The following is a 21,533-nucleotide window of genomic DNA, read 5'->3' as shown; positions in this document are numbered from 1 at the left end:
CCCTGGTATCCCTCGGAATTGCTAGCGTTATCCGGCGTTTTTCACAAGCATTGTCATCGATTCCACGGCTATTCCCAGTGCTTTTTGGTCAATTTTATTGACGCATTCGGGCCGGCTTGATCTTTTGGCACCATGACGGAAAAAACTGTGCCGATTCGATCCATCTGTGTCTATTGCGGTTCCCAGCCAGGACGGGACAAAGCCTATATCGAGAGCGGTCGCGCCTTGGGGCGGTCGATCGCCGCTCACGGCGCGCGCCTCGTCTATGGTGGCGGCACCAAGGGCATCATGGGAGCGGTGGCCTCGGGCGTCCTGTCCAATGGTGGCAGCGTGACGGGGATCATACCCGAGTTTCTTGTCGATATGGAGGCGACTCGCCACTCCCTCGGCCAGCTCGATGAATTGATCGTGACCGCTGACATGCATGAGCGCAAGCACAAGATGTTCGAGCGCGCCGATGCCTTCGTGACGCTTCCCGGCGGCATCGGCACCCTGGAAGAGATCGTCGAGATCATGACCTGGGCGCAACTCGGCCGCCATGCCAAGCCGATGGTCTTCGCCAACATCAATGGCTTCTGGGATCCGATGCTCGAACTGATCCGTCACATGCGCGACCAGGGCTTCATCCATACGGCGCACCGGGTGCAGCCGATGGTTATTGCCAATGTCGAGGACATCGTGCCGGCGATCATCGACAAGCTCGATGCATTGGCGGAGCCTGCCGGCGACGCCTCGATCCTCGCCAAGCTCTGATTTTTCCAATCAGTCGACGATAAACAGCTTGGCGCCGGTGGCGGTAAACGACCGGTGGGGCTCGGCATTGTCGGCCACCTGGTAGCTGACGCCCGGCGTCATAAGAAAGCGGCGGCCGTCTTCTAGCTCGGTCGTCATCTCGCCCTCGAGGCACAGCAGGATATGGCCCTTCACGCACCAGTGGTCTGCCATATATCCCGGCGAATACTCGACCATGCGCACCCGGATATCGCCGAAGGTCCGTGTCCGCCACAAGGCATATCCGGTTTCTCCCTCATGGCGCGTGGCCTCGACACCGCTCCAGTCGGTAATGCCAAAGGCGATATCCGCCATCTTCATCGAGTCTGCTCCTGCTGGCGATATTGCCGGATCATGGAGATGGAATAGAGCACCAGCGCCAGCCAGATCATCGGGAAGGCAATCATGCGCGCGGTGCCGAACGGCTCCTTGAAGATGAAGACCGCGATCAGGAAGATCATGGTCGGCGCAATATATTGCATGATGCCGATGGTCGAGAGCCGCAGGAGCTTGGCGCCATTGGCATAGATCATCAACGGCACCGCGGTTGCAAAGCCGGCGCATGCGAGCATCACGGTGTCATAGGTATTCCCGAGGAGGAAATGGCCCTGGCCGGTGGCTTCGATGTAGATGATGTAGGCGATTGCCGCCGGCGTGAGCAACAGCACTTCTAGGAAGAAACCCTGGTTCGGCCCGACCGGCAAGGTCTTGCGGAAATAGGCATAGAAGCCCCAGGTGAAGGTCAGCCCGAGCGAAGCCCAGGGCAGCGACCCTGCTTCATAGGTCAGCACGGCCACAGCCAGCGCCGCCAGCATGATGGCGGCAATCTGCGCCTTGCTGAGCTTTTCCTTCAGGAGGACCGCGCCCATGAAAATGGAAAACAGCGGGTTGATGAAATAGCCCAGTGCGGTGTCCAAAGCCCGGTCATTGGCGATCGCCCAGACATAGATACCCCAGTTGAAGGTAATGAGTGCCGCCGTCACACAAGCCATCGCCAATACCGATGGCGTTCTGAGCGCCCGCTTCACATCGGCGGTGCGGCCAAGAGCCAGAAGAACGACACCGGCAATCGGAACCGACCAGACGATCCGATGGGCGATGACCTCAAGCGCTGGAATATGCGCCACCCCCTTCATGTAGAAGGGCAGGAACCCCCAAAGCAGATAGGCGGTGAGCGCAAAGGCAAAGCCACGCGGGCTATCCTCGTTCTTCACGAGTGGCTCTCGATCTGTCGCCATGGTGTTTCCTGAACCGCTGTCGCATTTTTAAACCGCGGGCATACTCCTTGCTCAACGAATGGGCAAATTCATTCCGGTGAACAGTCGATCATTGTCACGACGGAGCGGCCGGCGAACGGCATTTGACGAAGGCGGCGCAAGGTGCATCCGCCGCCGGCGCTGGAAAACGCCGACCTGGGGCGAGAAGTGGTATTCGGCCGGCGATTGGGGCCTTTCCAGCACGATGCTATGCGACTGAGTCCTCAGAGGATTTGCACCAGATTTCGCCGATCTGCGCCTCCGCCGCGATCTTGCAGCGCCTCATGGCTGTGCTTACGTGACTCCCATGACGGCCATGTCGGGTGGTTGAGACACATCTGTTTCCACCGCGACCTGAAGACCGCCAGGACTGGTTGTTTGAAGGAGATCACGATGACAGAACAGGCCATAGACCAGCGCGCAGCGTTTGAAGGCGCGATCCGCCAGAAGGCAGCGACCGATCCCGCTTTCCGCGCTGAGCTCAGCGACAATCCCGCGGAAGCCCTGAAGTCCGCTTTCGGCCTGGACATTCCAGCCAGTTTCACCCTGCGGGTCGTCAACGAGCAGCCCGGAGAACTTGTGCTGGTGCTGCCGAGCCCGACCCGCGAGCTGAATGATGACGAGTTGGACTCTGTTTCGGGAGGCGGCTTCTTTGATCTGCTGGACAGACTTCGTCCAGTCACCGGTAGCCCGATCGCGGGGATAATTGCCGGCAAATTATTGTGAAAAGACACGTGATTTTTAACGAAGGCAATTGTTTCTAGAGAGAGTAAGACATGGAAAATAACACGCTACATCTGCGCGCGACCCTGGAACAGGCGATCAGGACAAAGGCTTCGGCCGAGCCTGCTTTCCGTGCGCAACTCACGGAAGATCCGGCAAAGGCGCTGAAAGCGGCCTTTGATCTGGACGTTCCTGCCGGCTTCACCATCCGCGTCGTGACCGAAGCGGCTGGCGAAATGGTGCTGGCACTTCCCAGCCCCCGCGGCGAATTGAATGATGACGAACTCGACGCCGTTCCAGGGGCAGGGATGTTCGATGAACTCCTCGACCGATTCAGGCCGCCAATTGGATCGCGCATTGGTCAGTTGCCGATTGGGCGACCCGGGATCGGTTGAATGTTCGGGTGAATCTAGGCATCCTCGGTTTACACCCTTCGGATGTTTGACAACGAGATAGACCCTGCCTCCGTTCCAACGGAGGCAGATGTCCCCTTGAAGGCCGCCGTCATTCCGCAGCGATCTTGCCGGCCATAGCCCGGTTTTTCATCAGCTTGTAGACGATCGAATCCATCAGCGCTTGGAACGAGGCGTCGATGATGTTTTCCGAAACGCCCACCGTCCACCAGCGCTGGCCGGTGCCGTCGGCGGATTCGATCAGCACGCGGGTAATCGCCTCGGTGCCGCCATTGAGGATGCGGACCTTGAAATCGACCAGTTCCAGGTCGTCGATCTCGTTCTGGTACTTGCCGATATCCTTGCGCAAGGCAATGTCGAGAGCATTGACGGGGCCGTCGCCTTCCGCCACCGACATGACCGGCTTGCCGTCCACGACGAGCTTGACCACGGCTTCCGACACGGTTTTCAGGTTGCCATTGGCATCGAAGCGGCGCTCGACCATCACGCGGAATCCGTCCACCGTGAAGAATTCCGGCACGGCCCCCAGCATCCGCCGCGCCAGCAGTTCGAAGCTGGCATCGGCGCCCTCATAGGCATAGCCGGAGGCTTCCCGCTCCTTGACCACGGAGATCAGCGCATCGAGCTTCGGGTCGTTCTTGTCGACAGTGATGCCGCGTCGCTTCAACTCGTTGATGAAGTTTGCCTTGCCGCCCTGGTCGGACACCATGACCTTGCGGAAATTGCCCACACTTTCCGGCACGACATGCTCATAGGTCCGGGGATCCTTCAGCAAGGCCGAGGCATGGATGCCGGCCTTGGTGGCGAAGGCAGAGGCACCGACATAGGGGCTCTGGTGATCGGGGGAGCGGTTCAGCAACTCGTCAAAGGCATGGGAGAGCCGCGTCAGGCCCTCCAGCTTTTCCCGGTCGATCGAGGTCTCGAAGCGGCTCGAATAGGTTTCCTTTAGCGCCAGCGTCGGGATGATGGTCACGAGGTCGGCATTGCCGCAGCGCTCGCCGATGCCGTTCAGCGTGCCCTGGATCTGGCGCACGCCGGCCTCGACGGCTGCCAACGAGTTGGCCACGGCCTGGCCGGTGTCGTTATGCGCATGGATGCCCAGCGACGCACCCGGCACGCCCGCGGCGATCACGGCGGTGACGATCTCGCGGATTTCCGGCGGCTGCGTGCCGCCATTGGTGTCGCACAGCACCACCCAGCGGGCGCCGGCATCATAGGCCGCCTTGGCGCAGGCCAGCGCATAGCCCGTATTGGCCTTGTAGCCGTCGAAGAAATGCTCGCAATCGACCATCGCCTCCTTGCCGGCGGCAATGGCGGCTTCGACGCTATCGCGGATCGCCTCGAGATTTTCCTCGTTTGAACAGCCGAGCGCGACCTTCACATGGTAATCCCAGCTCTTGGCCACGAAACAGATGGCATCGCTTTTCGCCTGCAGCAATTGCGCAAGTCCCGGATCGTTGGAGGCCGACACACCGGGACGCTTGGTCATGCCGAAGGCGACGAAGGAGGCACGCCCCGTGCGCTTCTTCGAGAAGAAGGCAGTGTCGGTCGGGTTGGCGCCGGGATACCCGCCCTCGACATAATCAAGCCCGAACTCGTCCAGCATGGCCGCGATCGCGATCTTGTCCTCGACCGAAAAATCAATCCCCGGCGTCTGCTGGCCGTCCCTGAGCGTCGTGTCGAAGAGGGTGATCTTTTCGCGTGTCATTGATATGCCTCCCGAGGCGATTTTGTTATTGTGTCGAGAAGGGTACCCCCCTCTGCCCTGCCGGGCATCTCCCCCTCAAGGGGGGAGATCGAATTGCCGCACCACCGCCAATCCAATGACAGGCTGTCGGTTGGTCGTGAACGGCGGCCACCGGATCGATCTCCCCCCTTGAGGGGGAGATGCCCGGCAGGGCAGAGGGGGGTACAGAGGACGCCGAGTACCGAAAAACTCATGCCTTCCCCGCAAACCGATCCGTCGCCCGCACCAGCTGATCGAGGATGCCGGGTTCGGACAGCGCGTGCCCGGCGGCCTCGACGATCTTCAGCTCGCCGTCCGGCCAGCCCTTGGAAAGCTGCCAGGCATAATGCAGCGGGCAGGGCATGTCGTAGCGGCCATGCACGATCACGCCGGGAATGCCCTTGAGCTTGTGGGCGTCGCGCAGCAACTGGCCTTCCTCAAGCCAGCCGCCGTTGACGAAGAAATGGTTCTCGATCCGGGCGAAGGCGATGGCGTAGCGGTCCTCGCCGAAGTCCTCGATCTGCTGGAGATTAGGAATGAGCGAGATCGTCGCTCCCTCCCACTGGCTCCAGGCGCGGGCGCAGGCCAGTTGCTCGGCCGGGTCGCTGCCGGTGAGGCGGCGATGATAGGCCCATATCATTTCGTGGCGCTCTTCCGGCGGGATGGGGGCGATGAACTTTTCCCAGCGGTCCGGATACATCTGCGAGACACCAAACTGGTAGTACCAGTCGAGCTCGCCCTTCGTCAGGGTGTAGATGCCGCGCACGATCAGTTCGCTGATGCGGGTCGGATGGGTCTGCGAATAGGCGAGCGCCAGCGTCGACCCCCAGGAGCCGCCGAACACCATCCATTTTTCCACGCCCACCATCTCGCGCAGCCGCTCGATATCGGCGACGAGATGCCAGGTCGTGTTGGCCTCCAGATGGGCATGGGGCACGGATTTGCCGCAGCCACGCTGGTCAAATAGAAGCACGTCATAGAGCGCGGGATCGAATACCCGGCGCTGGTTTGGATTGGTGCCGCCGCCGGGCCCGCCATGCAGGAACACCACCGGCTTGGCACCCTTGGTGCCGACGCGCTCCCAATAGATCGTATGCCCATCGCCGACATCGAGCATGCCGGTCTCGTAAGGCTCGATTTCCGGATAATAGCTGCGCAACTCGGCTGTCATTGCAGGTCCTTCTTCGGCGGCCAGACCGCCGTGTCATGATCGGGATGCTGGTGGTTCGTCGATTGGATGGTCGCCACGCCGCCGTCGATGTCAGAACGGTCCGTGGTGTTTTCCGGAAGACCGAACAGCTTGTCGAAATAGGACAGGCGCGACTCCACGCCATCCTGCGAAACCGGCATGGCCGCCTCGGGCTTGTCGAGACTGCCGATGGTGACGCTGATATAGGGCGAGCCCTTGGTGCGGAAGAACAGCGGCGTGCCGCAGTCCTTGCAGAAGCCGCGCCCGCACGGATCGGAGGACTGGAACCAGCTCGGCTCGCCCCGCATCAACAGAAAATCCTCTTGCCGCGAACCGGCCAGCGCCATGAAAAAGTTGCCGGAGGCCTTCTGGCACATACGGCAGTGGCAGATATGCGGATAGCCCAGCTCGCCTGAGATCTTGTAGCGGATCGCACCGCACTGGCAGCCGCCGGAATGAACTTCGCGGCTCATTGCTCGTCCTCCGGCGGCCACTGCGCCGTATCGTGGTCGGGATGCTGGAAGGAAATCATCTCGGCCTCGTCAAGGCTTTGCGCGACGGCTGGCTTTTCGAACAGGTGATCGATCCACGGCAGGCGCAGGTGATGGTTCACCTGAACCTCGGGCTCGATCAGATAGGCCTGGTCGAAGGCGCCGATGGCAATCTCCACCCCACCCGGATGATGATAGGTCAGCGGCGTGCCGCATCTCGGGCAGAAGCCGCGATGCACCTTCTTGGAGGAGCGAAACAACGTTGGCTGGCTGCGCGTCCATTGCAGATGCGCCTGGTCGGCGGTCACCAGCGCGCCGAAGAAGCCGCCAAACGCCTTCTGGCACATGCGGCAATGGCAGATCGACGGGCGGCCGAGCTTTTCGGCCCGGAACCGCACCGCGCCGCATTGGCATCCGCCGGTAAATATGCCTTCCATCCCACTCTCCTATTTCAACGACACGTAAAGGACGACGCCGGCAATCACCAGAGCCACGACAACACCCTTGGCAATCAGGCCATAGAGCAGCCATTTCGGCATCTGTACTTGGGGCTTCCTGTCGGTCATGGCTTAGCCTCCGGCCAACGGTCCGTATCGTGGTCCGGATGCTGGTAAGAGGTGATCTCCAGCACGAAAGGCGCAGACTCCGCATCCTCCTCCGTCCGCCGCTCCGGCAATACATGCAGGTGGTCGACAAAGCCGATTTTGCCCTCGACGCCAAACTGCACGACCGGCGGCAGGGCAGCGGGATCATCGAAACTGCCAGCGGAAATGGCAATGCCGTCAGGCGCCTCATAGGTCAGCGGCGTGCCGCACTCCCCGCAGAACCCGCGCAAGACGAAGTTGGACGACCTGAATGTCTTAGGCGCGCCGCGCGTCCACACCAGTTCCGCCCCGCGGGTTGAGACCAACGGCGCATAATAAGCGCCAAACGCCTTCTGGCACATCCGGCAATGACAGATGGAACTGTCGGTGAGTGCCCCGGTGACGCGATAACGCACGGCACCGCACTGGCAGCCACCGGTGTGGATGGGGTTAGTCATTGGGCGCGTCCTTTGCATCGTCTCGGTTCGGCAACGGTTCAAGGACCATTTTGCGCCCGTCGTAACGCAGAATAGCTTGATCGCAATCAAACCCGAACTGCTCGGGAATGTTGACCACTCTCTCCCCGTCGATATTCTCGATCTTGACGATGATCTCCGCGCTTACCGCTTCACGTCCCATGTCGTCACCCGTTCGCCGGTTTCCTTGTCCTTGCCGTCCTTCAGCTGGATGCCCTTGGCCGCAAGGTCGTCGCGGATCTTGTCGGCCTCGGCAAAATTCTTCGCCTTCAGCATCTCGAGCCGCATATCGACCAAGGCCTGAACGGCCGCGGAGAGGTCGTCTGTCACCGCTTGAGCTCCCAAGTTGTGGTGCGCTCACCAGTTATGGGGTCTTTGCCGTCTTTGAGTTGGATGCCCTTGCTAAGTAATTGGTCGCGGATACGATCCGCCTCAGTCCAGTTCTTGTTCTTAATCATAGTAAGGCGGGCTTCAATCTGGCTGGTAAGCCAGTCACTACCGTCCCCGTCGATTGAAACTACGCCGCCCTTCTCAAACCGAACATAAATTCCCTGATCCTCAAATTCAGACATTATTGACGAAGCAGCCACCATGGCCTTGTTGGCCTGGAGCGTTTGCAGCGTCCTTAGCTTAGCGATTCCTTTCGATCCCAGTTCAGCAATGCGATCTCCCGACAATAGTCCGCTGATCGCATCGATGTTATCTGGGGTTACGAACCCAAGAGTGTCTAAGGTCGTAAGAAGTTCTATAGCCGCGTTTTTAGACCCAGCCTTTGCCTGCTTGTAACAATCCTCAATTGCTGCGATCGCTGCGGGTGTGTTTAGGTCATCTAGAAGGGCTTCAACAACCTTGTCACCAATCGAAAAATGTTCTCTTATTTCATAAAGATAGTGACCATTCGTACTCATGCTGTAGCCCCCCAGAGAACGGGCAGCATCCAGCCAGCGGCGGAGGGTCTTCAAAGCCAATTCAAGCCCTGATAAAGTAAAATCTATTGGTTCTCTGTAGTGAGAACTCAACATGGCCAATCTGAGCACGGCCCCGTGCCACGGCCCGCCGAATTTCTCTGTCGCAAGCAACTCGTTGATGGTGACGAAATTGCCGTCAGACTTCGACATCTTGCGGCCCTCGACCTGAACGAAGCCATTGTGCATCCACACATTGGCCATCACGTTGGTGCCGTTGGCGCAGCAGGATTGCGCGATCTCGTTTTCGTGGTGCGGGAAGATCAGGTCGAGACCGCCGCCATGGATGTCGAACTGGTGCGGACGGGTCTTGCCGCGCGGTGTGAGACTGTCCTTGATCTCTTCCCAGAGATAGCGGTCGGCCATAGCCGAGCATTCTATATGCCAGCCCGGACGCCCGCGGCCCCAGGGGCTCTCCCAGCCCGGTTCGTTATCCGAGGAGAGCTTCCACAGCACGAAGTCGCCAGGGTTCTTCTTGTGCGCATCGACGGCGACGCGGGCGCCCGCCTGCTGTTCGTCGAGATTGCGCTTGGACAACTGGCCATAGTCCGGCATCGACCTGGTATCGAACAGCACTTCGCCCGCCGCGACATAGGCATGGCCCTTGTCGATCAGCCTGATGATGATCTCTTTCATCTGCTCGATGTTGTCGGTGGCGCGGGGCTCGACGTTGGGCTTCAGGCAGCCGAGGCGGGCGACATCGGAATGAAACTGGCTCTCGGTCTTCTCCGTGACGGCGCGGATCGCCTCATTCAGCGGCAGATCGGGAAAGTCGCGGAGCGCCCGGGCATTGATCTTGTCGTCCACGTCGGTGATGTTGCGGACATAGGTCACATGCGCCTCGCCATAGACATGCCGCAGCAGCCGATAGAGCACGTCGAACACGATGACCGGCCGGGCATTGCCGATATGGGCGAAGTCATAGACGGTGGGACCGCAGACATACAGGCGCACATTCGTGGCGTCGATCGGCTCGAAATCCACCTTCTCGCGCGTCAATGTATTGTAAAGCTTGAGGCCGCCGGCCATGAAAGTCTCCCAGAAACAGAATTGCCCGGCTGGACCGGGGCGTTTGTCATCTTGGACTGTTCAGGAGACGAAAACGGCCGGGCCAGCGCTGACGCTAGCGAATAATAATCCCGCAGATGCAGATCGTCGTTTTCATGACGCGCTTTATGGCGCGGGGTGCTGATTTGGTCAAGGGGCTGTGGCCTCCGGCCATCAGCTTGTTGCACGCCGCCGTGCGCCCGGCACCAAGCCGAGGACCAGCGCGCAACCGGCCATGATGACGACGGCACCGGCAAGCTGCATCGCCGTCAGCGGTTCGTCGAGCACCAGTCCCCCCACCAGCACCGCCACGATCGTCACCGCAAATTCCACGCTGATGGCGCGCGTCGGGCCTATGCGGGCAACAAGGCCGAAATAGACCACATAGGTGAGCGAACTCATAAGGCCCGCCAGTGCGACGAGATAAACATAATCGATCGGCTGCGGCGCGCCAGGCACCGGCACGAGAAGCACCAAAGGCAGGGTCATCAGCCCGCCGGAGAGAAAGGCGCCGATCGTCTGCTCCCAGGCGCCTGAGCTGCGCAAATGCCGGCTGGCATAATTGCTGCCGAAGGCTGCGGAAAAGGTCGAAAACAGCATGCCGGCACAGCCCAAAACGAAGCTGCGGTCGATGGGCACGGCGGGAAATCCGACCAGCATCACGATACCCAGCGTGCCGATCAGCAATCCCGCAACCCGGATCGGCGTGATCCGCTCGATACCCCAGACCTGGCCGATGATCATCGAAAACAGCGGGATGGTCGCAACGAAGATCGCCGCCATGGCGGTTCCGATCAGCGGCGTGGAATAGGAGAGCCCGATCAATTGCCCGGCAACCGTTGTGGCGCCGACCACGACGAACGGCCAGAGCCCTGCGGAAAAATCCAGCCGGCGGCGGGTGAGCTTGGCCGCGATCAACAGCAACAGCCCTGCGATGAAGCAGCGGAAGGTGACGGCACCCATCCAGCCGAAGGCATGGACGACCTTCAAGAGCAACAGGAAGGAAAGCCCCCATGCCAGTGCCAGGAACAGATAGCCGATGATGTCACGGGGATGCATGGAGAAACCAGATCAAGGAAAGGAATGCGCCTGCCTAATCCTCGCCTCGGCAAGCGTCAATTCTATTCCGAAGCGCTATCTGGCCTGGTGCCGAGCGCCTTGGCGATGGCCTGGCGGCGTTCATCGGTGGCGAAGGCGGTGCTGATCAGCCGCATTGCCTCCATCACGGCTGCCTCGCCATGCTCCCGCCGCAGACGGACCATCGCTGAGGCAACAAGATTTGCTGTGGCTTCGGCCTGCTCCTGCTGTTCTTCGGAGAGGTTAGTGGCCATGGAGATATCCGCCCATGACGCGGTCACGCCTCGTCATGGTCTCACTCCGGCAGCCGGTAGTCCAGAAGACGGTTTTCGCGGACGATGAACAGCTTGCCCGTCTCGGTGAGGTCAGGCCCGCAAAGCGGCAACAACGTCCTGGCGACTTCGGACGGATGGGGCAGGGTCTCCGGATCCTCGCCCGGCATGGCCTGCGCCCGCATGGCGGTGCGGGTGGCGCCGGGATCGATGGAGACGACCCGCAGGGGCAGGCGCTGAGTTTCCGCTGCCCAGGTGCGGGCCAGCGCTTCGACGGCGGCCTTGGAGGCGGAGTAGGCGCCCCAGAAGGGCCGGCACTTATGCGCCGCACCCGAGGAGAGAATGAGCGCGCGGCCCTGGTCGGACTTGGTGAGCAGCGGCTCCACCGAACGGATCAGGCGCCAAGTGGCGGTGACGTTGATCGTCATGACCTTTTCGAAGACCTTCGCCTCGATATGGCCGACGGGAGAGATCACGCCAAGCACCCCGGCATTGGCCACGAGGATGTCGAGCTTGCCCCAGCGTTCGTGAATGGAGCCGCCCAGCTTGTCGATGGCGCCCATGTCGGCAAGATCGAAAGGCACGAGCGTGGCCGATCCGCCGGCCGCCTTGATCGCGTCGTCCAGTTCCTCGAGACCGCCGACGCTGCGGGCGCAGGCGATAACATGCGCGCCAGCCTTGGCCAGTTCCAGCGCCGTGAAATAGCCGATGCCGCGCGAGGCACCGGTGACGAGCGCGATCCGGCCCTTGAGGTCTGGGGTGGCGTCTGATGTCATTCAAGTCTCCTTCGGCGGCTATTCCTTGCCGTCCGCCGTGAGTTCCTTACATCGGTTGAAAATCCAATCAACCCGGTCCTTGCCGAAAAAGCGTTCGCCGCGGATCATCACGGTCGGCACGCCAGGGCATTCGGCGGCCAGAAAATCCTCAACGGCCGCCCAGGCTTCCACGGCGCCGGCTCCATCATTGATGCTGATCCACAGCCGGTCCGGATCGAGTTCGGCGCGGGTGGCGGCCCAGCGGATCGTGCTTTCCTCATTGACATCGAGACCCTCCACCCAAACGGCCTCGAACAGCGCGTCATCAAGCGCATCGCGCCCGGCAGGCTCGGCGGCATAGAAGGCGCGGGCGGCAAGCTCCTCCCGCTCGAACTTGGCGGTCGCCCAGCGCCGCGCCCACTCGTTGAAGGTCCCCGCATCCAGTGGCTTGAAGGGAATGCGATAGCGCTCCGACCACCGCCGGTCGTCTTCCAGCCCATAGGATGCCGCGTTGCGGTTGTCCTTGCCATCGAGCATGTCGATGACCCTCACGCCCATTGAGCGCGGCACCAGGATGGGGCGGCGCACCAGTTCAACGCTGTCGAAACGCCTCAGCGCCCGGCGCAGCAATGCGGTGCCGATATAGGAATTCGAGGAATGGTAGAGCGTGTAGCTGATAACCGGCAGAAACATCATGCTTTCCCTGGCCGGTCCACCCTATGGTCAGCCGTTCGACGCCAGCATCGACACCTTTCGGCCCATCTTCTCGCCCTCCTTGTCGAGGAGGCGGGTCGGATAGTCGCCGGTGAAGTAGTGGTCGGTGAACTGCGGACTGTCGTTGTTGCGCGGGCTGCCACCCACGGCGCGATAGAGCCCGTCGATCGACAGGAAGGCGAGCGAATCGGCGCCAATATACTTGGCCATCGCCTTTTCATCGGCATATTGATTGGCCAGCAGCTTGTCGGCGTCAGGCGTATCGATGCCGTAGAAGTCGGGATGGAAGATCATCGGGCTCGCCACCCGGATATGCACTTCCTTGGCGCCGGCATCGCGGATCATCTGGATGATCTTGACCGAGGTGGTGCCGCGCACGATGGAATCGTCGACGAGGATCACGCGCTTGCCCTCGATCATCGCGCGATTGGCCGAATGCTTGAGCTTGACGCCGAAAGCCCGGATTTGCTGCGTCGGCTCGATAAAGGTGCGGCCGACATAATGGTTGCGGATGATGCCGTATTCGAAGGGAATGCCGCTGGCCTGGGCATAACCCAGCGCCGCAGGCGTGCCGCCATCCGGCACCGGCACGACGACATCGCCGTCACACGGCGCTTCGTTTGCCAGGTTCATGCCCATGGCCTTGCGGGTCTGGTAGACATTGCGACCTCCGACGACCGAGTCCGGACGGGCAAAATAGACATATTCGAACAGGCAGAGCCGTTCCGGCTGGCGCTTGGCCGGCTTGCGGGCATCGATCGAAATCGATCCATCGGGCTGGATCTCGCAGATGATCACTTCGCCGTTTTCCACATCGCGCACGAACTTGGCGCCGATGATATCCAGCGCACAGGTCTCCGAACAGAAGATCGGCTTGCCATCCAACTCGCCCATGACCAGCGGACGGATGCCGATCGGGTCGCGCGCGGCAATCAGCTTCGTGCGCGTCATCGCCAGCATCGAATAACCGCCTTCCATCTGGCGGATCGCGTCGATGAAGCGGTCGGACGTGGAGGCATGGCGGGAGCGGGCGATGAGGTGCAGCACGACTTCGGTATCGGACGTCGACTGACAGATCGCGCCGGTGGCGATTATCTGGCGCCGCAGGGTCAGACCATTGGTGAAGTTGCCGTTATGGGCAATGGCGATGCCGCCTTCCTCCAGCTCGGCAAACAGCGGCTGCACGTTGCGCAGCGCCACTTCGCCGGTCGTGGAATAGCGGGTGTGGCCGATGCCGATATGACCCGGCAGTTTCGCGAGCGTCGCGGGGTTGGTGTAGTGATCGCCAACCAGGCCCATGTGCTTTTCCGTGTGGAACTGCTTGCCGTCGAAGGAGACGATGCCGGCGGCTTCCTGGCCGCGGTGTTGCAGCGCGTGCAGCCCGAGCGCCGTCAATGTCGCGGCATCGGGGTGCCCCAAAATGCCGAACACCCCGCATTCCTCATGCAGGGTGTCGCCGTCGATCTCGTCCGAGATGCGGATGGAATGGCTCTGGATCATGGCTTCAAACCCTTGGTCGCTACCGAATGAACGGGATAAAGGCCCCTTGCGGGGACTTGGCGGGCGCTCCGCCAAGGCATGCCTGCATGTTCATGAATCTCTGCCGTGCGGCTAATGCCGCATTGCGTCAATTGTTAGCCGCAGGAGGTGCCGCCGGTGCGTCTTCGGCCGGTGCCTGCTCCGCCGGCGTGTCCTGCTTGTCGGCGCCCAGGATGCGAGCCCGGATCTGCGGCTCGATATCAGTGGGCAGCACGGCTTCCAGCTTAAGTACCATCGCGTCCAGGAACGGCTTCGACTTTGCCTCGTTCACCCAGTCGGGACGATGCTTGGCATCGATCAGCCAGTTCCAGAAGGCGACCGCCACCACCAGCAGCAGCAGGCCGCGCGCGGCTCCGAACAGAAAGCCGAGCGTGCGGTCCAGCGCGCCGATGCGGCTGTCGATGATGAAGTCTGCAATACGCGTGGTGATAAAGGAAATCACAATCAGCGCGATGATGAAGATGATGCCGGCGGCACCAGCCATCGCGATGCGGTCATCTGTCGTGTAGGTCTTGATATAGGGAACGAGAAAGGGATGAAGATAATATGCTGCCGCAACGGCACCTGCCCAGCTCGCGATCGAAAGAACCTCTCTCGAAAAGCCGCGCACCATCGCCAGCACCGCCGAAAAAAGCACGACGCCGATGACGATACCGTCGAAAATCGTAATGGGCATAAATTGCAACTCCAAGACTAGGCCGTCATCGGCCGCATTTGCACCACCCGGCCGGGGCGTCATCCTCTTACACGACAGTGAGACGCTGTGAAAGCGTCAACCCTCGTCCTCCCCACGGGTGTTGCGCAACTTCGAACCGGCGATGCGCGCCACGAGATCAGGCAGGCTGTCGATCTCGCTGAGCCGCCCCGCGCTTTTCGGCAGATCGGGCGAGGCCGCGGGCAGGACCGCTGCTGAAAACCCCAGTTTCTCGGCTTCCTTGAGACGCTGGGCCGTGTGCGCAACCGGCCGGACGGCACCCGACAGGCTGACTTCGCCGAAATAGACGCAATCGGCCGGCAGGGCAAGCCCGGCCAGGGATGAAACAAGGGCCGATGCAACAGCCATATCGGCGGCCGGCTCGGAGATGCGATAGCCGCCGGCGATGTTGAGATAGACGTCATGGCTGCCGAGCCTGACGCCGCAATGGGCCTCCAGCACAGCGAGGATCATCGAAAGCCGTGCGGAGTCCCAGCCGACTACGGCCCGGCGCGGCGTGCCGAGCGAGGTTGGCGCAACCAGCGCCTGCACCTCGACCAGGACGGGTCGCGTGCCCTCCATGCCGGCAAAGACGGCAGCGCCCGGCGCCTTTTCGTTGCGCTCCCCAAGAAAGAGTTCGGAGGGGTTGGCGACCTCCCGCAGCCCTTTGTCCGACATTTCGAACACGCCTATTTCATCGGTCGGCCCGAAGCGGTTCTTCACGGTGCGCAGGATACGGTAATGGTGGCCGCGATCACCTTCAAAATAGAGCACGGCATCCACCATATGCTCCACCACGCGCGGGCCGGCGATCTGGCCGTCCTTGGTCACATGGCCGACCAGCACCATGGTGGCACCGGTCTGCTTTGCAAAGCGGATCATGGCCTGCACGCCGGTCCGCACCTGCGTGACCGTGCCGGGCGCCGAATCGGCCGTATCGCTCCACAGGGTCTGGATGGAATCGATGATCACGAGGTCGGGCCGCTTGCCTTCCGAGATGGTCGCAAGGATGTCCTCGACATTGGTTTCGGCCGCCAGCAACACGTCGGTCTGAGCCGCATCCAGCCGCTGGGCGCGCAGCCGCACCTGGGCGACCGCCTCTTCGCCTGACACGTAGATGACGCGATTGCCCTTGCGCGACAGGGCAGCCGCCGCCTGCATCAGCAGCGTCGATTTGCCGATGCCTGGGTCGCCGCCGATCAGCACGGCCGAGCCGCGCACGAACCCGCCGCCGGTCGCCCGGTCCAGTTCGCTCATGCCGGTGGGGATGCGCGGGGCTTCCTCGATCTCTCCGGAAAGCGATGTCAGCGTGACGGGCCGCCCCTTTTTCGGCACCTTGCCGGGACCCGACCCGATCCCGCCCATCGGGTCTTCCTCGACGATGGTGTTCCATTCGCCGCAGCCGTCACATTTGCCGGCCCAGCGGCTGTGGACGGTGCCACAGTTCTGGCAGATGAATTGCGTCTTGGCCTTGGCCATTCAGTCTTCGCTTTCGGTGAAGTCGTCAGGAGTCACATTTTGCCGGCCATGACGAATGCGCAAAACTGTCATCGTCGTTTCGCTAACCACGAAATAAATGCAGTAGTTGCGGAAGGGCACGGCCTTTAGGCCTGGAGCAAACGGCCTTGGCGCGCCGATAGCGCCGGATTTAGCCATCCAGTCCAACTTCTCATTGATGCTGCGCAGCATTTTTTTGGCAGCGGCTGGATTGAAATCGGAGATATAATTATGAATTGCGAGCAGATCGTTTAGTGCCTTTAGCGAGATCACCAACCGGCGCTTTCGCATTCTTCTGCTCCTCGGCCATCTCAAGGATATGCGCAGTCAACTGGTCTGCGCTATCAAATTCCAGGACGCGTCCGGCCTCAATGTCGTCCACTCCCTCCTGAATGAGACGCTGAAGCTCGACAAACTTGCCTTCATTGCTGCCGAGAAGGCGCAGAGCCGTTGCCACCACTTCATCCACATTTTTGTAGACACCCGCTTCAACCAAATTCTCAACGAAGGTCATATCCTCAGAACTCAGTTGGATGTTCATGGCGGCGATCTCCTTTTGTTCTTCTTTAGCACAGGTTACGGCGGCTTTCCAAGTCCATCCACCGTGCTAATCGACAGAAGAAAGATACAGCCGCTCATACCGCAACCCCAGTCCGGTCAGCATCTCGTAGCCAATCGTGCCGGCAGCCCGCGCCACATCGTCCACCTGCATCGCCGGACCGAACAGCTCGACATAGTCACCGGCGCGAACGGCATGGTCGGGCAAGTCTGTCACGTCGAAGATGGTGAGGTCCATAGTGACCCGGCCAAGCACCGGAACAGGCCGGCCTGCGATCACGCCGCTCGCGCCTAATATCCCGGTCTGCCGCAGCGGGATGCCCGCGCCGGAGAGATTGCGCAGATAGCCGTCGGCATAACCGACGCTTGCCACCGCGAGGCGGCTGTCGCGGGAAAACACATGGGCGGCGCCGTAGCTGACGCTTTCGCCGGCCTTGGCATCGCGGATCTGCAGGATTCGCGCTTCGGCCTTAACCACCTCACGCATCGGGTTCTTGGCGCCGTTCACCGCCTCGCCGCCATAGAGCGCGATACCAGGGCGCGTGAGGTCGAAGTGGTAGTCGGATCCGAGAAAGATACCGGCGGAGGCCGATAGGCTCGCCTCAACACCCTCGAAGGCGGCGCTGACCATCAGGAATTTCTCAAGCTGCGCCTTGTTCATCGGAGAGGTCGGGGTGTCGCCACAGGCAAGATGGCTCATGACCAGCACCGGATCGAAACTCGTCGGCTGCGACACATCGTCGGTCAGTTCCAGCGCGGCGGCGAGCGGCAGACCGAGGCGGTTGAAGCCGGTATCGACATGCACAGCGCAAGGGTAGGGGCCGCGTTCGGTCAATACCGCCATCCAGAAGGCAAGCTGCTCCTCCGAGGCGATCACCGGCACCAGGTCGTTGTTGAAGAAGGTCTCTTCCTGTCCCGGCCAGATGCCCGAGAGCACGAAAATGCGGGCTTCCGGCGCATAGGGCCTCAGCGTCGCGCCTTCGGCAGGCACGGCGACGAAGAAGTCGCGGGCACCGGCGCGATAGAGCGTTTGCCCGACATCCTCGATGCCCAATCCATAGGCGTCAGCCTTGAGCACGGCGGATGCCCGCGCGCGTCCCGACCGGCGGGCCATGTCGCGCCAGTTGTCGGCGATGGCGCCAAGGTCGATGGTGAGGCGAAGCGGGGCGGACAAGAACTCGTCCGGCGCGTCGAGGATGGTAAAACGGTCTGTCATGTACTAGGGCGCTTGGTTGATCGATATTGCCAGGACCCTAGCACTTTTCTTCAAGACGAAAATGCGGCGGCTCGATAATATGCTGCTATGCACAGTGTTTCGCAGCAACAGGCGGCTGAGGCCAATCCGGTATCGCGCAAGGAGCGCACCCGCTTCTGGCGGGATGCGCGCTTCCGCCAGATGGAATGTCTGACGGCGTCCTTCATCACCCATGAATTCGCGCCGCATTCACACGATACCTTTTCCATCGGCGCGATCGAAACGGGGTGCCAGCTGGCCAGTATCCGCGGCACGCGCGAACATACCGGCCCCGGCGCGCTCTACCTCATCAATCCGGGCGAGGTGCATGACGGCCAGCCCGGTGCACCCGATGGCTATCGCTACCGGATGATCTATCCCGAGACGCAGGTGCTGACCGATATCATCGAGGATGTCACCGGCCGGTCCTTCAACGGAACGCCGCATTTCGGCCGGCAGTTGCTGACCGATCCTGACCTGGCAAGCGCCTTCATTCGCGCCCATGATCGCATCGAAAGCGGTGAACCCGCTGATCTAGCTGGCGAGGAGAGCATGTATTGCGTGCTCGCCACCATGTTTGCGCGCCATGGCAGCGAGATCATCCGCGCACCCGACCATCGGGAGCCGCTCGCGATGCGACGAGTGCGCGACTATATCTGCGCGCATTTCGATGAAGACATTGGACTTGAGGCGCTGGCGAGGGTTGCAGGCCTCAGCCGCGCCCATATGATCCGCGCCTTCCGCCGGGAATATTTCATCACGCCCCACGCCTTCCAGACGGATATGCGCATCCGCCACGCCCGGCATCTGCTGCGCCTGGGCGCAACGCCCTCCGATACGGCGGCGGCCTGCGGGTTTGCCGACCAGGCGCATATGACGCGCCAGTTCAAGGCCCGCACCGGCCTGACGCCCGCCGTGTTCCGCGCCGCCTGATCACTTTCCTTCAAGACCGAAGCGCTTAGGCAAGGCTAATGCCTCCGACATCAAGGAGGCATTCATGACATCATATAATGATCTGCGCGAATTTCAGGACGGCATTCGCGCCATTCTACCGCTGGTGCTCGCTGTCCTGCCGATCGGTTTCGTCTTCGGCACGGTCGCGACCGGCAACGGGCTCTCACCTCTGGAAACGGTGCTGATGAGCGCGCTCGTATTTGCCGGCGGCTCGCAATTCGTGGCCATGGACCTATGGAGCCATCCCGCCGCCTGGAGCGCCCTCGGCTTTGCCGCCCTTCTCGTCAATCTCAGGCACATGCTGATGGGGGCATCCCTTGCACGAAGCCTTGGCGGCTTTCGGTCATGGCAGAAGCTGCCGGCCCTGCTGATCATGGCGGATGAAAACTGGGCGATGGCGGAGGCGCGGGCCCGCAAGGTGCCTCTCACGCCGGCGTTCTATTTCGGGCTTTCGCTCCCCTTCTATGCCAGCTGGGTGCTGGCCAGCCTTGGCGGGGCACTGTTCGGAACGCTGCTTGGCGATGTCGCCGTCTACGGTCTGGATTTCGCCTTTCCCGCCGTGTTCATCGTGCTGCTGATGGGCTTCTGGAAGGGCAGGGAGACCGGCCTGATCCTGCTGGCCAGCGCCGTTGCCTCGCTTTCGGTCCACAGCCTCGTGGCTGGTGCGTGGTATATCGCCGCCGGCGCGCTTGCGGGACTTGTCGTCGCCGTTGCAGCTCCGGAGCGGAAGGAGGTCCGCGCATGACGATCGATCCGGCAACCCTTGCCGCCATCCTGGCGATGATGGCCGCGACCGTCTTCACCCGTCTGTCGGGTGCCTTGCTCATCAATCGCCTGGGCTTGTCGCCGCGCCTGGAAAAGGCGTTGCAGGCGGTGCCGCCTGCCGTTCTGATGGCGGTGGTGACGCCGACCGCGCTCGCCACCGGCTGGGCGGAGACGACTGGCTGCGCCGTCGTGGCGCTCGCGTCCGTGCGGCTATCGCTCTTGCCGGCGGCGGCAGCGGGCGTCGTTGTTGTCGCCTCACTGCGTGCCCTGGGCTTCTGAGGGCCTAGAAACCCTTGGCCTCAAGGTTCTTCGTATTGGGTGAAGCTCGGATCGGCCAGGTCGGCGAAACGGGTAAACTCGGCCTGGAAGGCGAGCTTGACCGTGCCCGTCGGTCCGTGGCGCTGCTTGGCGATGATCACGTCTGCCGTGCCCTTGACCTTGTCCATCAGCGCTTCCCATTCCGGATATTTCGGATCGGCGGGATCGCGTGGCTCGGAGTTCTTGACGTAATATTCCTCGCGGAACACGAAAAGCACCACGTCGGCGTCCTGCTCGATCGAACCGGATTCGCGAAGGTCGGATAGTTGCGGACGCTTGTCGTCACGGCTTTCGACCGCACGCGACAGCTGCGACAGCGCGATGATCGGGACGTTGAGTTCCTTACCCAGCGCCTTCAGGCCCGTCGTAATCTGGGTGATTTCCTGCACGCGGTTTTCGCCGCCCTTGCCGGATCCGGTCATCAGCTGCACGTAGTCGACCACCAGCACGTCGAGACCGCGCTGGCGCTTCAGCCGGCGGGCGCGGGCAGACAGCTGGGCAATCGAGATACCACCGGTCTGGTCGATATAGAGCGGCACCTTCTGCATCATCTGGCTGCAGGCCACCAGCTTCTCGAAATCAGCCTCTGTGATGTCACCACGGCGGATCTTGGAGGAGGAGACTTCGGTCTGCTCGGAAATGATACGGGTGGCGAGCTGTTCGGACGACATTTCGAGTGAGTAGAAGCCGACCACGCCGCCATTCTTGGCCTTGAACGAACCATCAGGCATCACCTCCGGCTCATAGGCAGCGGCGATGTTATAAGCGATGTTCGTCGCAAGCGAGGTCTTACCCATACCCGGGCGTCCGGCGAGCACGATCAAGTCGGAGCGCTGCAGGCCACCCATCTTCGAATCGAGCGAGTGGATGCCCGTCGAGATGCCGGAGAGGTGGCCATCACGCTCGAAGGCCGCACCCGCCATGTCGATGGCCAGCGCCACGGCATCGTTGAACGACTGGAAGCCGCCATCGTAGCGGCCGTTTTCGGCCAGTTCGAACAGCCGGCGTTCGGTATCCTCGATCTGCGCCTGCGGCGGCATGTCGAGCGGCGCGTCATAAGCAATATTGACGACGTCCTCGCCAATCTGGATCAGCGCACGGCGCAGCGCCAGATCATAGATCGCACGACCGTAATCCTCGGCATTGATGATCGAAACGGCCTCGGCGGCAAGGCGCGCTAGGTATTGCGGCACGGTCATTTCGCCGACCTTGGCATCGGCCGGCAGGAAGTTCTTGATGGTGACGGGATTGGCCGTCTTGCCCATGCGGATGATGTCGGAGGCGACCTCGAAGATCTTCCGATGCAGCGGTTCATAGAGATGCGCCGGCTTCAGGAAGTCGGAAACGCGGTAATAGGCGTCGTTGTTGACGAGAATGGCGCCCAGCAGGGCCTGCTCGGCCTCAATATTGTTCGGCGCCTCGCGGTAAAGGGTGTCTGCCGCCGGCTTCGCCGGAGCAATCTTTCGCAATGCATCGCTCATCTGGTCTTTTCCAATCAATTATAGCCTTGGCAAT

General features: G+C 61.5%; 26 protein-coding genes and 1 pseudogene. 6 read left to right on the top strand and 21 right to left on the bottom strand.

The features are described from left to right. Positions 1-132 precede the first annotated feature (132 nt). Positions 133-753 carry an LOG family protein gene (locus tag B9A97_RS20530; RefSeq protein ID WP_084367685.1) on the top strand — a complete coding sequence of 207 codons (621 nt, stop codon included), beginning with the start codon at positions 133-135 and terminating at the stop codon, positions 751-753. A 9-nt stretch (positions 754-762) separates the two neighbouring features. On the opposite strand, the gene B9A97_RS20525 is transcribed toward B9A97_RS20530, so the two are convergent. Continuing rightward, entirely contained in the window at positions 763-1,092 is a 330-nt protein-coding gene (locus tag B9A97_RS20525) for a DHCW motif cupin fold protein (RefSeq protein WP_084367684.1), read from the bottom strand. Next, positions 1,089-2,009 (bottom strand): EamA family transporter RarD, encoded by a 921-nt coding sequence (rarD, locus tag B9A97_RS20520; RefSeq protein WP_084367683.1) that lies wholly within the window; start codon positions 2,007-2,009, stop codon positions 1,089-1,091. Before rarD ends, B9A97_RS20525 begins: the two co-directional genes overlap by 4 nt. Positions 2,010-2,420: 411 nt before the next feature. Here rarD and B9A97_RS29835 point away from each other — a divergent pair, with 411 nt between their 5' ends. Together B9A97_RS29835 and B9A97_RS20510 are read left to right on the top strand one after the other, a co-directional pair. Continuing rightward, entirely contained in the window at positions 2,421-2,753 is a 333-nt protein-coding gene (locus B9A97_RS29835) for an NHLP leader peptide family RiPP precursor (RefSeq protein ID WP_179145350.1), read from the top strand. A gap of 50 nt (positions 2,754-2,803) precedes the next feature. Next, a complete protein-coding gene (locus B9A97_RS20510; RefSeq protein ID WP_084367681.1) occupies positions 2,804-3,145 on the top strand; it encodes a hypothetical protein in 342 nt (113 codons plus the stop codon). A gap of 109 nt (positions 3,146-3,254) precedes the next feature. On the opposite strand, the gene cimA is transcribed toward B9A97_RS20510, so the two are convergent. The 18 genes and pseudogenes from cimA to alr form a co-directional block, all read right to left on the bottom strand. Further along, on the bottom strand, positions 3,255-4,871 hold the full coding sequence (cimA, locus tag B9A97_RS20505; RefSeq protein WP_084367680.1) for a citramalate synthase: 1,617 nt from the start codon (positions 4,869-4,871) through the stop codon (positions 3,255-3,257). 229 nt (positions 4,872-5,100) lie between these two features. Next, positions 5,101-6,060: a prolyl aminopeptidase gene (pip, locus tag B9A97_RS20495; RefSeq protein WP_084367678.1), complete on the bottom strand. Its 960-nt coding sequence runs from the start codon at positions 6,058-6,060 to the stop codon at positions 5,101-5,103. Beyond that, positions 6,057-6,551 (bottom strand): GFA family protein, encoded by a 495-nt coding sequence (locus B9A97_RS20490; protein WP_084367677.1) that lies wholly within the window; start codon positions 6,549-6,551, stop codon positions 6,057-6,059. The genes pip and B9A97_RS20490 overlap by 4 nt, the downstream gene beginning before the upstream one ends. Next, on the bottom strand, positions 6,548-7,006 hold the full coding sequence (locus tag B9A97_RS20485) for a GFA family protein (protein WP_084367676.1): 459 nt from the start codon (positions 7,004-7,006) through the stop codon (positions 6,548-6,550). The genes B9A97_RS20490 and B9A97_RS20485 overlap by 4 nt, the downstream gene beginning before the upstream one ends. 125 nt (positions 7,007-7,131) lie before the next feature. After that, entirely contained in the window at positions 7,132-7,611 is a 480-nt protein-coding gene (locus tag B9A97_RS20480) for a GFA family protein (RefSeq protein ID WP_084367675.1), read from the bottom strand. Then, the gene (locus tag B9A97_RS20475; protein WP_084367674.1) at positions 7,604-7,792 is read right to left on the bottom strand and encodes a hypothetical protein; all 189 of its coding nucleotides are present in this window, start codon (positions 7,790-7,792) and stop codon (positions 7,604-7,606) included. The genes B9A97_RS20480 and B9A97_RS20475 overlap by 8 nt, the downstream gene beginning before the upstream one ends. Next, positions 7,774-7,941: pseudogene (locus B9A97_RS20470) on the bottom strand (cysteine--tRNA ligase); the annotation flags it as partial. The gene B9A97_RS20475 and the pseudogene B9A97_RS20470, both read right to left, overlap by 19 nt. Before the next feature lie 14 nt (positions 7,942-7,955). Then, positions 7,956-9,623: a cysteine--tRNA ligase gene (gene cysS / locus B9A97_RS20465; protein ID WP_084367672.1), complete on the bottom strand. Its 1,668-nt coding sequence runs from the start codon at positions 9,621-9,623 to the stop codon at positions 7,956-7,958. Between the two features lie 192 nt (positions 9,624-9,815). Next, positions 9,816-10,700, bottom strand: a complete 885-nt coding sequence (locus B9A97_RS20460; protein ID WP_084367671.1) for a DMT family transporter — start codon at positions 10,698-10,700, stop codon at positions 9,816-9,818. A gap of 62 nt (positions 10,701-10,762) precedes the next feature. Then, complete coding sequence (locus B9A97_RS20455) at positions 10,763-10,972, bottom strand: hypothetical protein (protein ID WP_084367670.1); 210 nt, start codon at positions 10,970-10,972, stop codon at positions 10,763-10,765. Between the two features lie 41 nt (positions 10,973-11,013). Next, the gene (locus tag B9A97_RS20450; protein WP_084367669.1) at positions 11,014-11,766 is read right to left on the bottom strand and encodes an SDR family NAD(P)-dependent oxidoreductase; all 753 of its coding nucleotides are present in this window, start codon (positions 11,764-11,766) and stop codon (positions 11,014-11,016) included. Positions 11,767-11,784: 18 nt separating this feature from the next. Further along, positions 11,785-12,441 (bottom strand): DsbA family protein, encoded by a 657-nt coding sequence (locus B9A97_RS20445; RefSeq protein WP_084367668.1) that lies wholly within the window; start codon positions 12,439-12,441, stop codon positions 11,785-11,787. Positions 12,442-12,468: 27 nt separating this feature from the next. Further along, positions 12,469-13,959, bottom strand: coding sequence for an amidophosphoribosyltransferase (gene purF / locus B9A97_RS20440; RefSeq protein ID WP_084367667.1), 1,491 nt, complete (start codon positions 13,957-13,959; stop codon positions 12,469-12,471). A 127-nt stretch (positions 13,960-14,086) separates the two neighbouring features. Continuing rightward, on the bottom strand, positions 14,087-14,674 hold the full coding sequence (locus B9A97_RS20435; RefSeq protein WP_084367666.1) for a CvpA family protein: 588 nt from the start codon (positions 14,672-14,674) through the stop codon (positions 14,087-14,089). A gap of 96 nt (positions 14,675-14,770) precedes the next feature. Beyond that, a complete protein-coding gene (gene radA / locus B9A97_RS20430) occupies positions 14,771-16,171 on the bottom strand; it encodes a DNA repair protein RadA (RefSeq protein WP_084367665.1) in 1,401 nt (466 codons plus the stop codon). After that, entirely contained in the window at positions 16,172-16,480 is a 309-nt protein-coding gene (locus B9A97_RS20425; RefSeq protein WP_244564297.1) for a type II toxin-antitoxin system RelE/ParE family toxin, read from the bottom strand. After that, positions 16,419-16,730: a type II toxin-antitoxin system ParD family antitoxin gene (locus B9A97_RS20420; protein ID WP_084367664.1), complete on the bottom strand. Its 312-nt coding sequence runs from the start codon at positions 16,728-16,730 to the stop codon at positions 16,419-16,421. Before B9A97_RS20420 ends, B9A97_RS20425 begins: the two co-directional genes overlap by 62 nt. A 66-nt stretch (positions 16,731-16,796) precedes the next feature. Continuing rightward, entirely contained in the window at positions 16,797-17,963 is a 1,167-nt protein-coding gene (gene alr, locus B9A97_RS20415) for an alanine racemase (RefSeq protein WP_084367663.1), read from the bottom strand. A gap of 87 nt (positions 17,964-18,050) precedes the next feature. Here alr and B9A97_RS20410 point away from each other — a divergent pair, with 87 nt between their 5' ends. The 3 genes from B9A97_RS20410 to B9A97_RS20400 all read left to right on the top strand — a co-directional run bounded on the left by B9A97_RS20410 (position 18,051) and on the right by B9A97_RS20400 (position 19,979). Further along, positions 18,051-18,914 (top strand): AraC family transcriptional regulator, encoded by an 864-nt coding sequence (locus B9A97_RS20410; RefSeq protein WP_084367662.1) that lies wholly within the window; start codon positions 18,051-18,053, stop codon positions 18,912-18,914. A 64-nt stretch (positions 18,915-18,978) separates the two neighbouring features. Further along, positions 18,979-19,680, top strand: coding sequence for an AzlC family ABC transporter permease (locus B9A97_RS20405; RefSeq protein WP_084367661.1), 702 nt, complete (start codon positions 18,979-18,981; stop codon positions 19,678-19,680). Further along, positions 19,677-19,979: an AzlD family protein gene (locus B9A97_RS20400; protein ID WP_084367660.1), complete on the top strand. Its 303-nt coding sequence runs from the start codon at positions 19,677-19,679 to the stop codon at positions 19,977-19,979. Before B9A97_RS20405 ends, B9A97_RS20400 begins: the two co-directional genes overlap by 4 nt. Positions 19,980-19,999: 20 nt before the next feature. On the opposite strand, the gene B9A97_RS20395 is transcribed toward B9A97_RS20400, so the two are convergent. Beyond that, entirely contained in the window at positions 20,000-21,499 is a 1,500-nt protein-coding gene (locus B9A97_RS20395) for a replicative DNA helicase (protein WP_084367659.1), read from the bottom strand. Positions 21,500-21,533 lie beyond the last annotated feature (34 nt).

Source organism: Rhizobium sp. RU36D, from assembly GCF_900176345.1.
GTDB lineage: Bacteria > Pseudomonadota > Alphaproteobacteria > Rhizobiales > Rhizobiaceae > Allorhizobium.
This window is presented reverse-complemented; position numbering and strand designations above follow the sequence as displayed.

Coding starts and splice junctions, on each gene's coding strand:
- B9A97_RS20420 (WP_084367664.1), bottom strand. CDS start 16,730: ATGAACATCCAACTGAGTTCTGAGGATATGACCTTCGTTGAGAATTTG.
- B9A97_RS20455 (WP_084367670.1), bottom strand. CDS start 10,972: ATGGCCACTAACCTCTCCGAAGAACAGCAGGAGCAGGCCGAAGCCACA.
- B9A97_RS20525 (WP_084367684.1), bottom strand. CDS start 1,092: ATGAAGATGGCGGATATCGCCTTTGGCATTACCGACTGGAGCGGTGTC.
- B9A97_RS20460 (WP_084367671.1), bottom strand. CDS start 10,700: ATGCATCCCCGTGACATCATCGGCTATCTGTTCCTGGCACTGGCATGG.
- cysS (WP_084367672.1), bottom strand. CDS start 9,623: ATGGCCGGCGGCCTCAAGCTTTACAATACATTGACGCGCGAGAAGGTG.
- B9A97_RS20510 (WP_084367681.1), top strand. CDS start 2,804: ATGGAAAATAACACGCTACATCTGCGCGCGACCCTGGAACAGGCGATC.
- B9A97_RS20410 (WP_084367662.1), top strand. CDS start 18,051: ATGCACAGTGTTTCGCAGCAACAGGCGGCTGAGGCCAATCCGGTATCG.
- B9A97_RS20425 (WP_244564297.1), bottom strand. CDS start 16,480: ATGCGAAAGCGCCGGTTGGTGATCTCGCTAAAGGCACTAAACGATCTG.
- cimA (WP_084367680.1), bottom strand. CDS start 4,871: ATGACACGCGAAAAGATCACCCTCTTCGACACGACGCTCAGGGACGGC.
- B9A97_RS20530 (WP_084367685.1), top strand. CDS start 133: ATGACGGAAAAAACTGTGCCGATTCGATCCATCTGTGTCTATTGCGGT.
- radA (WP_084367665.1), bottom strand. CDS start 16,171: ATGGCCAAGGCCAAGACGCAATTCATCTGCCAGAACTGTGGCACCGTC.
- B9A97_RS20405 (WP_084367661.1), top strand. CDS start 18,979: ATGACATCATATAATGATCTGCGCGAATTTCAGGACGGCATTCGCGCC.
- B9A97_RS20395 (WP_084367659.1), bottom strand. CDS start 21,499: ATGAGCGATGCATTGCGAAAGATTGCTCCGGCGAAGCCGGCGGCAGAC.
- pip (WP_084367678.1), bottom strand. CDS start 6,060: ATGACAGCCGAGTTGCGCAGCTATTATCCGGAAATCGAGCCTTACGAG.
- B9A97_RS20435 (WP_084367666.1), bottom strand. CDS start 14,674: ATGCCCATTACGATTTTCGACGGTATCGTCATCGGCGTCGTGCTTTTT.
- B9A97_RS20480 (WP_084367675.1), bottom strand. CDS start 7,611: ATGACTAACCCCATCCACACCGGTGGCTGCCAGTGCGGTGCCGTGCGT.
- alr (WP_084367663.1), bottom strand. CDS start 17,963: ATGACAGACCGTTTTACCATCCTCGACGCGCCGGACGAGTTCTTGTCC.
- B9A97_RS20450 (WP_084367669.1), bottom strand. CDS start 11,766: ATGACATCAGACGCCACCCCAGACCTCAAGGGCCGGATCGCGCTCGTC.
- B9A97_RS20475 (WP_084367674.1), bottom strand. CDS start 7,792: ATGGGACGTGAAGCGGTAAGCGCGGAGATCATCGTCAAGATCGAGAAT.
- rarD (WP_084367683.1), bottom strand. CDS start 2,009: ATGGCGACAGATCGAGAGCCACTCGTGAAGAACGAGGATAGCCCGCGT.
- purF (WP_084367667.1), bottom strand. CDS start 13,959: ATGATCCAGAGCCATTCCATCCGCATCTCGGACGAGATCGACGGCGAC.
- B9A97_RS20490 (WP_084367677.1), bottom strand. CDS start 6,551: ATGAGCCGCGAAGTTCATTCCGGCGGCTGCCAGTGCGGTGCGATCCGC.
- B9A97_RS20400 (WP_084367660.1), top strand. CDS start 19,677: ATGACGATCGATCCGGCAACCCTTGCCGCCATCCTGGCGATGATGGCC.
- B9A97_RS29835 (WP_179145350.1), top strand. CDS start 2,421: ATGACAGAACAGGCCATAGACCAGCGCGCAGCGTTTGAAGGCGCGATC.
- B9A97_RS20485 (WP_084367676.1), bottom strand. CDS start 7,006: ATGGAAGGCATATTTACCGGCGGATGCCAATGCGGCGCGGTGCGGTTC.
- B9A97_RS20445 (WP_084367668.1), bottom strand. CDS start 12,441: ATGATGTTTCTGCCGGTTATCAGCTACACGCTCTACCATTCCTCGAAT.